The sequence below is a fragment of the Reinekea sp. genome (genome assembly GCF_046710285.1).
Lineage (GTDB): Bacteria > Pseudomonadota > Gammaproteobacteria > Pseudomonadales > Natronospirillaceae > Reinekea.
On sequence record NZ_JBKEGY010000027.1, the window covers coordinates 21,381 to 33,065 of the forward strand.

Annotated in this window: 14 protein-coding genes; all 14 read left to right on the plus strand. The window is 43.4% G+C overall.

All coding sequences use genetic code 11. From position 1 onward, the window contains the following. Positions 1-9: 9 nt before the first annotated feature. Positions 10-1,134: a FliH/SctL family protein gene (locus ACI882_RS15350; protein WP_411745993.1), complete on the plus strand. Its 1,125-nt coding sequence runs from the start codon at positions 10-12 to the stop codon at positions 1,132-1,134. Further along, a complete protein-coding gene (fliI, locus tag ACI882_RS15355; RefSeq protein ID WP_411745992.1) occupies positions 1,127-2,533 on the plus strand; it encodes a flagellar protein export ATPase FliI in 1,407 nt (468 codons plus the stop codon). The genes ACI882_RS15350 and fliI overlap by 8 nt, the downstream gene beginning before the upstream one ends. Then, the gene (gene fliJ / locus ACI882_RS15360) at positions 2,533-2,976 is read left to right on the plus strand and encodes a flagellar export protein FliJ (protein ID WP_411745991.1); all 444 of its coding nucleotides are present in this window, start codon (positions 2,533-2,535) and stop codon (positions 2,974-2,976) included. The genes fliI and fliJ overlap by 1 nt, the downstream gene beginning before the upstream one ends. Positions 2,977-3,280: 304 nt before the next feature. Continuing rightward, positions 3,281-3,580: an STAS domain-containing protein gene (locus tag ACI882_RS15365; RefSeq protein WP_411745990.1), complete on the plus strand. Its 300-nt coding sequence runs from the start codon at positions 3,281-3,283 to the stop codon at positions 3,578-3,580. 15 nt (positions 3,581-3,595) lie between these two features. Then, positions 3,596-5,278: a SpoIIE family protein phosphatase gene (locus ACI882_RS15370; RefSeq protein ID WP_411746518.1), complete on the plus strand. Its 1,683-nt coding sequence runs from the start codon at positions 3,596-3,598 to the stop codon at positions 5,276-5,278. Positions 5,279-5,283: 5 nt separating this feature from the next. Then, positions 5,284-5,616 (plus strand): Hpt domain-containing protein, encoded by a 333-nt coding sequence (locus tag ACI882_RS15375; protein ID WP_411746519.1) that lies wholly within the window; start codon positions 5,284-5,286, stop codon positions 5,614-5,616. A 62-nt stretch (positions 5,617-5,678) separates the two neighbouring features. After that, positions 5,679-7,199: a flagellar hook-length control protein FliK gene (locus ACI882_RS15380; RefSeq protein WP_411746520.1), complete on the plus strand. Its 1,521-nt coding sequence runs from the start codon at positions 5,679-5,681 to the stop codon at positions 7,197-7,199. Positions 7,200-7,318: 119 nt separating this feature from the next. Then, entirely contained in the window at positions 7,319-7,858 is a 540-nt protein-coding gene (locus ACI882_RS15385; RefSeq protein WP_411744629.1) for a flagellar basal body-associated FliL family protein, read from the plus strand. Between the two features lie 8 nt (positions 7,859-7,866). Continuing rightward, the gene (gene fliM / locus ACI882_RS15390; protein WP_411744628.1) at positions 7,867-8,943 is read left to right on the plus strand and encodes a flagellar motor switch protein FliM; all 1,077 of its coding nucleotides are present in this window, start codon (positions 7,867-7,869) and stop codon (positions 8,941-8,943) included. After that, the gene (gene fliN, locus ACI882_RS15395; RefSeq protein ID WP_411744627.1) at positions 8,936-9,427 is read left to right on the plus strand and encodes a flagellar motor switch protein FliN; all 492 of its coding nucleotides are present in this window, start codon (positions 8,936-8,938) and stop codon (positions 9,425-9,427) included. The genes fliM and fliN overlap by 8 nt, the downstream gene beginning before the upstream one ends. Beyond that, entirely contained in the window at positions 9,424-9,867 is a 444-nt protein-coding gene (gene fliO, locus ACI882_RS15400) for a flagellar biosynthetic protein FliO (RefSeq protein ID WP_411744626.1), read from the plus strand. Before fliN ends, fliO begins: the two co-directional genes overlap by 4 nt. A 34-nt stretch (positions 9,868-9,901) precedes the next feature. After that, complete coding sequence (fliP, locus tag ACI882_RS15405) at positions 9,902-10,618, plus strand: flagellar type III secretion system pore protein FliP (protein ID WP_411744631.1); 717 nt, start codon at positions 9,902-9,904, stop codon at positions 10,616-10,618. Positions 10,619-10,627: 9 nt separating this feature from the next. Then, positions 10,628-10,897 carry a flagellar biosynthetic protein FliQ gene (locus ACI882_RS15410; protein ID WP_411744625.1) on the plus strand — a complete coding sequence of 90 codons (270 nt, stop codon included), beginning with the start codon at positions 10,628-10,630 and terminating at the stop codon, positions 10,895-10,897. Between the two features lie 3 nt (positions 10,898-10,900). After that, positions 10,901-11,677: a flagellar biosynthetic protein FliR gene (fliR, locus tag ACI882_RS15415; RefSeq protein ID WP_411744624.1), complete on the plus strand. Its 777-nt coding sequence runs from the start codon at positions 10,901-10,903 to the stop codon at positions 11,675-11,677. The last annotated feature ends 8 nt before the right edge of the window (positions 11,678-11,685 follow it).

Below are 11,685 nucleotides of genomic sequence, written 5' to 3' on the forward strand. Positions count from 1 at the left end.
CTAGAATAAATGAGCACCACTAAAAAGAAGATCCTACGAGATGCAACCGGCGTCAGTGAGTTGAACTTGCCGAAATGGGATCGAGACGGCAATGATGTAAAGCAAAAAGTGGTCGCGCAACCCAAGGCAGCCGTTGTGCAAACGGTGACGCCTGATATAGAAGAAGAAACAATTAGCGCACCCACGGTAAAAGAACTCGAGCAAATTCGTGAAGATGCTTACAACGAAGGCTTCGAACAAGGTTATGAACAGGGGTTAAAACAAGGTAATGCTGAAGGCAAAACTCAGGGTATCGAGCAAGGCACTGAGCTGGGTCACCAAGAAGGCTTGTCCCAAGGATTAGAAGTTGGCCAAGCACAGGCGCTTGAGGAAGGTAGAAAAGCGACTAAGCAATCTGTGCGGGTATTCCAAGAAATGACAGAAGCGCTTTTAAGTTATCGTCAAGAAGACGAAAAAGAGTTAGAAACAGCGCTTGGTGCGTTAGCGGTACGAATAGCGCGGCAAGTCGTTCAAGATGAATTACGTACAAAGCCCAGCCACATTAATAGTTTAGTTTCTGCTGCTGTTCAGGCATTGCCAAACCCAGATGATAAACTCACGATTCGATTGAATCCAATAGACTATGAGTTTGTAGAATCAAATTCAGAATCGAATTGGGAGCTCGTCAGCGATGATCAAATCAGTGCCGGTGGTTGCACAATTAAAAGCGGTTACAGCTACATTGATTATACGTTAGAGCATCGATTTGAAACGGCCGTGAAGCAATTGATCAGTCATTTAGATACCAGCGTCGATGAAGCGAAACTTAAAACACCTATATCAGATGATTATCTACTAGACAATAATTTGACTGAGCATAAGCAAGACATCAACACGGAAGACGAGGCCGATAGTGAGCCAGTTGACGAACAAGTTGACGCTACAGAGCATTCCGATTTAAAAGTTGAAAATACAGAGCAAAACGAACAAAAAATTGACGACACGATAGAATCTGGAAAACAAGTTGAGCGTGAAGTACAGCCCGATTCAACATCCGAAAAGGTAGCAGATAACACTTCAAGTGAAGCTGATCACAGCACCAATGAGAATTTGGACAAAGCGATAGAGACTCCAGTGCGTGAGTCAAATGAGTAACCGATTTATAGATTATCTAAATGATAGTCAGGCGTTATTGCCCGATAAAATAGAGCCCGTTTGCCAAGGCCGATTAACCCGCATGGTTGGGTTAACGCTTGAGGCGGTGGGGTTAAGCGTCGCTATTGGTCAACGCTGTCAGGTTGTTGATATTCACCAAGTCGTAGAAGCCGAAGTCGTCGGTTTCCAAGACGATAAAACCTTTTTAATGCCAGTACAGGCTGCACATAACCTACGCGCGGGTTCAAAAGTGATCCCATTAGAGTCAGCTAATGATTTAGTGATTGGTGATGAAATGCTTGGTCGTGTCGTAAACGGTTTTGGCGAACCGATTGATGGTAAAGGCCCTTTGCGGTGTCGAGAAAACCAAAATTTGAACGGTTCATACATAAACCCCCTACATCGACAGCCGATTCGAGAGCCTCTTGATGTCGGTATACGTTCTATAAATTCAATGCTGACGGTAGGTCGAGGCCAGCGGCTAGGGTTGTTTGCGGGCTCGGGTGTGGGTAAATCGGTGCTGTTAGGCATGATGACCCGATTTACTACCGCGGATATAACCATTGTCGGTCTAATTGGCGAGCGTGGACGAGAAGTTAAAGAGTTTATAGAGGATATCTTAGGTGAAGAGGGCTTATCGAGGAGTATCGTCGTTGCGTCTCCAGCTGACGATGCGCCATTGTTACGGTTACGTGCTGCTCAATACACAACCGCCATTGCCGAGTATTTTCGAGCTCAAGGAAAATCGGTCTTGTTACTGATGGATTCATTGACGCGATTCGCCCAGGCGCAGCGCGAAATTGCTTTGGCTGTTGGAGAGCCGCCGGCCACTAAAGGCTATCCGCCGTCAGTATTTGCTCGTATTCCTCAGTTAGTAGAGCGCGCTGGCAATGCGGAAGAAGGAGGCGGTTCGATAACCGCTTTCTATACCGTTTTAACAGAAGGTGACGATCAACAAGATCCAGTAGCCGATGCATCCCGGGCAATTTTAGACGGTCACTTTGTATTAAATCGAAAGTTAGCCGAAGAAGGTCATTACCCAGCTATAGATATTGAGCAAAGTATTTCTCGAGTCATGCCACAGGTGGTAGGTGAATCTCACCTGAAAGTGGCCCAAAAAGCTAAACAGCTGTGGGCGGTTTATTCGCAAAATAAAGACCTTATCTCAATTGGCGCATATCAAGCTGGCAGCAGCGAAGAAATTGATCAGGCCGTAAAAATGCAGCCGATTATTCGGGATTTTTTACGTCAGGGGTTAAAAGAGCAGGTTAACTTTGAGCAATCTTCTCAATTACTGAAAGGCATGATGCAAGGGGCTGCCGTTAAGCCTGAACAGCCGACAATGAAAGGCGGGCGTCCTTTAAGGGGAGCCAAACCACCGCCACAGAGTAATGGCTAATGAAAAGATCAGAGCGTTTAAGGGTCATTGAGACGTTGGCGAAACAACGAGAAGACCAAGCTGCAACAGCGCTTGGCCAAATTCGAGCACAAGTAGAAGCAGAGCAAGGACGTTATCAAGAGTTAGAAAACTACCGTACAGAATATATGGGCTACTTAGATGAGCAAGCAGGGCAGAGTATTTCGATAGAGCAGTGGCGTCGAACTCAAGGTTTCATCGATCAGTTAGGCGATTTAATGCTTAGGCAGAAGCAAGCGGTGCTGCAATGGAAGCAGCGCGAATCTCAAGTGTTACAGAAATGGCAGGTGTTGTACCAACGTCGTAAGAATATTGGCCAATTTATTGATAATATTTCCATGGAAGAAGTGGTAGCAGAGGACAAAAAGGAACAACAAGCCATAGATGAACTCGTGTCGATACGGTTCCATCAAAGCGATACTTAAGAGCCAATTAACTCAGACAGGAAGGCTAACCATTAATGGAACAGTTAATGGAACTTTGCAGTAAATCTATGCAATTTGACAATATTCAAAGCAAATAACAACAAACTACACCTAGTTTAGTGGGTGTTTTCACCTGTCTTTGGCACTTTTGTCTGGCTTTGATGCATAGTAGCTTGAATCAATAGTAAATGCGGGTAGTATTATCTACAGATAAAAATATACCTAAATTTGCTGTTGCATCTGGCAAGTTAAAAGAAAGCACCTACACTAATATAAATTAGCTGTTTATCAATAAGGAAAAGGTATGGCCGTCACCGCGACAACCACCGATAACAAAATAACAATTAAAGTATCAGGACGTTTTGACTTTAGCTCTCACCAAGAGTTTCGTCAGATATATGAAAGCGTATCAGACGATGTCACTTCTTATACCGTCGATATGTCAGAAGCCACTTATCTAGATAGCTCTGCTTTGGGTATGTTGTTATTAATGAGAGATCATGCCGGTGGTGATAACTCTAAAATTGATATTATAAATTGTAATGACGACGTTAAGAAAATACTAACAATCAGCAATTTTGGTCAACTGTTCACAATTAGTTAATAAAGAGTCGGCTTTATGTCTCGAGCACTAAAAGTTCTGATTGCTGATGACAGTGAAACCGACCGAATAATCCTCAGGACGATTGTCCAAAAAGAAGGGCATGATGTTATTTTGGCCAAGAACGGCAAAGAAGCTGTCAGCCATTTTCAACAGTACAAACCCGATCTAATATTGTTAGATGTGCTTATGCCTGTCATGGATGGGCATGAAGCTGCGCGTCAAATAAAGCGGTTGCTCGGCGATGATCTCGTCCCAATCATCTTTTTAACCTCACTACAAGACGCCGACTCTCTTGCGACTTGTCTTGAAGTGGGTGGTGATGATTTCTTAAGCAAACCCTATAATCGTGTCATCTTAAAAGCCAAAATTATGGCATTTGGCCGAATGCGGGTAATGCATGAAAAGCTTCAAGCTCATAATCGACAAATGTTAATTGAGCAACAGGTCGCGAAAACAATATTCGATAATGTTGCGCACTCTGGTTGTTTAACACTTGATAATATTCGTTTTAGTTTATCGCCCTTATCGGTTTTTAATGGCGATACCGTACTGGCTGAGCGCAAGCCGGATGGCGGCATTCACCTGTTTTTAGGTGACTTTACAGGGCATGGGCTACCGGCTGCCATTGGTGCCATGCCGTTAGCAGAAATATTTTACGGTATGACAGCTAAAGGCTTCTCTGTTGATGAGGTATTAAGAGAAATTAACAGCCGATTACAAAGTATATTACCTATAGGCGTGTTTTGTTGCGGTTGTTTTGTTGAACTGAATCTTTTTGAAAAAAAAGCACGTATTTGGCTCGGTGGGTTACCCGATATTGTCATGTATCGTTCAAAAACTAACGAGTTTGAAACTATTAGCTCATCTAACTTACCACTGGGTGTGCTCGCTTCTCATAAGTTTTCTCCCTCAATTATTGAGTTACCTATGGAAAATGGTGATGAATTATTTGTCTGGTCTGATGGCATTATTGAGTCACGCAATGAAGATGATGAAATGTTTGGCGAATCACGACTGCATAGCCTAATTCGTCGAGCTACACATCAAGACTCAATTTTTCAAGATATCCTAACCAGCGTTGATGAGTTTGTTTCAGAGGCTCGTGTAGAAGATGATTTAACCTTAGCCACCGTGAAGATGGTCGACATAGAAGACATAGGCCTCCCTGATTTTGAAAGTACGCGTGGCTCGTTGATTGGGCCATTAGATTGGGATTTTGACTACAGTCTTCGTGGTCAGTCGTTGCGTAACTTTAATCCGCTGCCACTAGTGTTAAATATGGTGACCGAAGTTGAAGGCTTGCGAAGCCAAAGTGGTCCTTTATATACGATGATGGCAGAGCTGTACTCGAATGCCCTTGAACACGGAGTACTAGGTCTAGATTCTAAGATTAAGTCGACAAGAAATGGTTTCGATATTTATTATCAACAAAGAGAAAAGCGCCTAGAAAATCTAACCGATGGTTTTGTCAGAATATGCATCAAACATACGCCGACCGAAACGGGTGGAGCACTAGTGCTGCAAGTGCAAGATAGTGGACAGGGGTTTGATTATCATCACCTAATGAGTAAAGTAGCCCCAATTGAAGGCTATTCTGGTCGCGGGATCCCACTCATACGCGGAATTTGCCAAGAGTTTTATTATAATGATCTAGGTAATATGGTCACAGCTAAGTTAATTTGGAGTCATAAGGGTTGATCAAGATGTTTGATAAGGAAGTTTTAAAAGAATTACAGGAGTTATTAGAAGACGATTTTGTCGGGTTAATTGAAATCTACTTGCGTGATTTAAAAGTCAAAGTGCCCGAAATGGGGCAATACGCTCACAACCTAGATTTTGAGAAGCTTAGTAAAGTAGCGCATAGTCTAAAGGGCGCTAGCATTAACTTAGGAATTGGTGACTTTGGTAAACTTTGTGGTCTTATCGAACAAGCTGCGCGGCAGAAAAAAGCTGAGGAAGTTACTCAGTTGCTGTCGGTCGCGGGCCCTCAAGCAATAACATTATCGACTGAGTTAAGCTTGATGTACCTAAAATAGTAAATATGGCCTTAGAATTGCAATCTAGCTTTACGTAGTGCAATTTTAAGGTAACGATGTTCATGGTAAATTTCCTTCAAAGCCCAAACATTAAGGAAGCTCACACCACGCCAACCCCCATTATAGGCGGTGCAAGTTTAGTTCAAGGGCAATCATCGCCTGACTCTAGCCAGGAGTTTCAAAACTTATTGCAGCAATCAAAAAGCGAACAAGTTTCACCGCTCGACGTGAAAAAGCTGGCCGCTGCAGTCCACCAAGCATCCGATATGGTCACACCAAGTCCAGGAGCGGAAGGTAAGCATAAGCTATCTGAATTATCTGGCGATGAATTGCTTCAGTTTTTAATGGCGCAAACTGAACTTACCGACATTGATGAAAATGCGCCTGTTCCGGAGCACTTAGCCTCTTGGCTAGAAAGTGAAGTATCACCCTTGGAAGTTGATGATATCAACAGTGAAGTTTTAGGTATCGTCATTGGGGACACGTCAGGTTTAAGCAAAATAACAGATAAACCAGAGTCATTAGCTATAAATGTAACGCTGGCTAGTGGTGATTCAGCAGTTACATCGGATACACCAGATGTCCTTAATCTTGATTCTAGTTCTCAAGCAGCCATAGGCGGGCTTAATGAGACGCCGGAGGAATCGATATCGACTGAGTTGAACCCAGAGGTTGAATTAGAGGCATCAACGGAAGCAGTAAACATAGGCATAGGCATAGACAAAGTAGCGAATGCGCTCAATGAAGCGCCAGGAGCGGAACAGGCCAAAGCCATAGCGGCGGCCAACGTGGCTAATGAAAATATAAAAACGTCAGTAAGTCCGCTCAATGATGCCATGAAAATAGATACCAAGAGTCAGTCAGATCTTCTAGCTGTGTTGTCTGGGTTAGATGACAATGGAGATTTAAAACCAATTAGTTTGCTCGCTACAACAGATGAGCCAAAGAGTGTAGAAACGTTGAAATCCCAGCTGCTTCCCGAACCACCGGTGAAAGTAATCAGTTCAGACTCTGACGCTAAAACAATGGATCTATTATCAGCTGCCACTGCTACGCTGAAAGAACCTGATACAACCCCTTTGATTGTACAAAATTCTGCATCAACACTTGAATCTGCAAAGGTTGAGCGTACAGTTTTGGATGCAATTAATGGGCTTAATACAGCCCAGAAACAGGCCAAACTGCCAGATATCACACCGGCGCTAAGCGATCGAATTTTTACAATGATCAAAAATGACATTCAACATGGTTTTATTCGTTTAGACCCGCCTGAACTAGGTGCACTGGAGGTTCGAATTCAAGTTACCCAAGAGTCGACTCAAATTCAGATCGTGAGTCAGTCGCAGCAGGTTCGAGAAGCATTGGAATCACAAAGTGTGCGTTTACGAGAATCTCTAGCAGAGCAGGGTCTCAATCTATCTAGCTTAGATGTCAATGACCAGTCAACAGGGGACACTTCTGCTCAATCAGAAGGAGGGCAAGATAACTCGTCCGAGTTTGAAGATGGCGGACAAGAAAGCCAAAATATTGACTCAGATATGCCTATGAGTGCCTCAAATAGTTTGGTAGATCACTATGTTTAAGCGTGTAGGGCTGGCGTTAGCGGGGATTGGCGCTACACTTAACTAAGAATTGATTTTCTGGCGCGTAGCTTGCTAGATAAATACAAAGTGATGAAATTAACATAGTGTGAGGATGCTTCATGGCAGATAAAGAGCCAAATGAAGAATTAGTAGAAGACGGGCCTAAAAAAGGTGGTGGTTTAAAAAAAATCGCCATCATCATTGTTGGTTTTTTATTAGTCGCCGGCCTTTCTGCAGGGGGAACATGGTTCTTTTTAAAAGATAAGTTAGCGGAGCCTGAAGTTGCGGGAATTGATGGCTTGCCGATGGAAGAACAATCAATGTCACCTGACAATGGCGAGGCGATTTATCATGCATTGCAGCCTGCGTTCATAATTAACTTTAACACCAGTACGGGTAAGTCTCGATTCTTGCAAACTGAATTGACAGTATTAACCCGAGACCCAGAAAGTGTGGAAGTGTTGGTTTTACACAATCCACTGATACGCAACAATTTATTGGATGTATTCACTACGCACAGTTTCGATAGTTTAATGACCGCACAAGGCAAGTTGGCCTTGGCGGATGACTTAACCCTAGCGATACAAGATGTTTTAACTAATGAGATGGGGCGACCCGGTATTGAAGCTATTTTGTTCCGTAGTTTCATTCTGCAATAGGTAATAATGTGCAAGATTTACTTTCGCAAGACGAAATTGACGCTCTCTTACACGGTATCGACGATGGTGCTGTGGAAGACGACGACGACGGCGATGTTGAAGGTGTCAAATCTTATGATTTGACCAGTCAAGATAGAATTGTTCGTGGTCGAATGCCAACGCTCGAGATGATTAACGAACGCTTCGCTCGCTACACCCGTATCAGTATGTTCAACTTTTTACGACGTAGCGCTGATGTTGCAACGGGAGGGATACAAATATTAAAGTTTGGTGAATATATTCACACGCTTTACGTCCCAACCAGTTTGAACCTAGTTAAGGTCAGACCATTGCGCGGCACAGCGCTTTTTATTCTCGATGCGAAACTTGTTTTTAAGCTCGTTGATAACTTTTTCGGTGGCGATGGACGCCATGCCAAGATTGAAGGTCGTGAATTTACACCGACAGAAATAAGAGTAGTACAAATGGTACTCTCGCAAATATTTCAAGATATGAAGGAAGCTTGGGGTGCAGTGTTAGACGTAGACTTTGAATATGTCTCCAGTGAAGTTAACCCATCAATGGCAAACATAGTATCACCGAGCGAAGTTGTTGTGGTGAGCACCTTTCATATTGAATTAGATGGCGGTGGTGGTGATTTACACATGACACTACCGTACTCTATGATTGAGCCTGTACGTGAAGTACTTGATGCTGGCGTTCAGTCTGATATTGATGAAATTGATGATCGATGGGTCGAGTCGTTGCGACATGATATTTTAGGCGCGAAAGTGCCGACCAACGCAACCCTAGTTGAGCGTGAAATAAAATTAGGTGAGTTGGTCGACTTGCAGGCAGGCGATATTATCCCAATTGATTTACCGCCAACCATTACTTTTAAAGCGAATAATATTCCCTTGTTCGAAACCAAATTAGGGCAGTGTGGAGATAACCTGGCACTGAAAGTTGAAAGAAATGTCAGAGGCCCTAACCGAGATATTGGTGATATGAAATCTCGTCTTATGGGTATGCGACGAAAAAAACGCGATGAGCATGCAGTAGAGGCCATTGCTGAAGTAGCAAAGCAGGAGATTGGCAATGAGTGACGAAGACAATAAAGACAACGAAACTAATGAAACTGACACAGGCATCGACGTTGATGCATTAGTTGATGAAGTTGCCGGTGGCGCCGATGACAGTGCCCTTGCCGAAGAATGGGCAGCAGCTATGGAAGAGTCGGGAGATTCAGACAATGAATCTGAAGACGATGCGCAGCCAGCACCCTTAGAGCAATTTGCCAGTACACCTGCGGGCGACTTTAACGAGTCGAATCCCAACTTGGATGTCATTCTAGATATTCCGGTGACCATTTCGATGGAGGTCGGAGCAACCCAGATACCCATTCGCAACCTGCTCCAGCTTAACCAGGGCAGTGTTATTGAACTTGATAGACTTGCAGGTGAACCCTTAGATGTTCTCGTAAACGGTCGCTTAATCGCCCATGGTGAGGTTGTCATGGTCAATGAAAAGTTTGGTATTCGCTTAACAGACGTTGTCAGTCAACAAGAACGGGTACAACGTTTACAATGAAAAGTAAGTTAGCCGTAGGGCTGTTCATGAGTTTGCCGCTAAACGCTTACTCTGCAGATCTAAATTACACCAGTAATCAGGATTACATAAAGGTATTTCTGATGCTTATTTTAATAGTTGGCCTCATCTTTGCGTGTGCATGGTTAGTGCGACGGATGTCTGGCGGATTAGGTGTAAACCAACGTCATATTCAAGTGCTATCGGTTATGCCGCTAGGTACACGTGAAAAATTGATGATTATCAAGGCCGCACATGAATACCTACTCATTGGAGTGACGCCCAATGGTATTAGTACTCTACATCGTTACGATGAACCGATAGACATGAACAATGCGATACAACGCAGTCCGTTTGCAGATCGACTTAAAGGTTTGTTAAAAGGTGAAGAGCGTGAATCGAACTCAACAACACAGGGCAGTACGCCTCCAAAAGACGACTAGCATTGTTAAAGCATGGCCAGTGATCATCATTGGCATGCTGTTGTTGTTATCCTCCAGCCCAAGCCTAGCCGCTGGTATTCCTGCCGTCGTACTAGAGTCCACCGAAGACGGTGGCACTCAATATTCTGTTACCATTCAAATTCTAGCCATCATGACCGCGCTGACGTTTATACCCGCGATACTGATGATGATGACCAGTTTTACTCGTATCGTGGTTGTATTTGCAATCCTACGTCAAGCGATTGGCTTACAACAAACGCCCTCTAATCAGATGCTCATTGGATTAGCACTTTTTCTAACCTTTTTTATTATGGCTCCCGTATTAAATGAAGTGAATGAAAAAGCCATTCAACCTTATATTGCGGAAGAGGTGCTTCCTCTTGAGGCAATTGACCTTGCAGTAGCGCCATTTAAAACCTTTATGATTGCACAGACTCGGGAAACAGATTTAAATATGTTTATCCGAATTGCAGGCGAGGAGGGAACCTATCAGACCCCTGAAGAGGTGCCGCTTAATATTCTGCTACCCTCGTTCGTGACCAGTGAGCTGAAGACTGCTTTTCAAATTGGTTTCTTATTGTTTATTCCGTTTTTAATTATTGACTTGGTCGTGGCTTCTATTTTGATGGCCATGGGTATGATGATGTTATCGCCAATTATTATTTCATTACCTTTTAAAATTATGTTGTTTGTACTTGTCGATGGTTGGGCCATGGTAATGGGTTCGGTTGCATCATCGTTTAATATGTAAGGAGTTATTATGGATGCTATGAATATCGGTGACTTGTTTTCCGAAGCGCTATTTATTGTAGTCATGATCGTTGTCATAGTTATTTTGCCGAGCTTACTTATTGGTTTAATGGTGGCAACCTTCCAGGCGGCCACTCAAATTAATGAACAGACGTTAAGCTTTTTACCGCGTCTAATAGTAACGTTGTTGATGTTGATTTTTGCAGGACCATACCTAATTGCGAAAGTAACCGACTACGCCAATACTATTTTTATGAATATTCCAGCGCTGATTGGTTAACCGATGCTCTATGTAACTGATGAAGTCATCGCTAGCTGGGTCAGTCATTTTCTGTGGCCGTTTTTTCGGCTCAGTGGTTTTTTTGTGATTGTGCCAATCATAGGCTCCCGCTTAGTACCCGCACGGGTTCGAATCAGCTTAGCTTTTCTAATTACGTTTCTAATTTATCCAATTATGCCTGAAATGCCAATTATCGAAGCGGTCAATTTAAAAAACTTCATTATGATAGCCGAGCAAGTAGTCATAGGTACAACGCTTGGTTTTATTGTGCTTATGATGATGCAAATATTTGTTTTGGCCGGGCAAACCATTTCTATGCAAATGGGTTTAGGCTTTGCCTCAATGGTCGATCCAACGAATGGTATTTCGGTTGCGGTTTTATCGCAGTGGTATCAGGTGTTAGTGACGTTGGTCTTTTTAGCTATTAACGGTCATCTAATGGTGTTGGAAGTTGTGATCGATTCTTTTTATACCCTACCCATTGGCGAGGGCTTGTTTGGTCCTGATCAGTGGAGGGTGTTAGCAGAGTTTGGGTCATGGTTGTATCAAGCCTCTTTGTCGCTTGCGTTACCAGCCATTACAGCATTGTTGCTGGTAAATTTAGCCTTTGGTGTTATGACGCGTGCAGCACCACAATTAAACGTTTTTGCCTTGGGTTTCCCTGTCACAATGATGACTGGGTTGGTGATTGTTTGGGTCAGTTATGCGGCTGCCGCGCCGTTGGTCGAACAATTTTTACAAACACATATTTCCCTTATGCGTGCGCTAATAAGATTTTGAGGTACGAC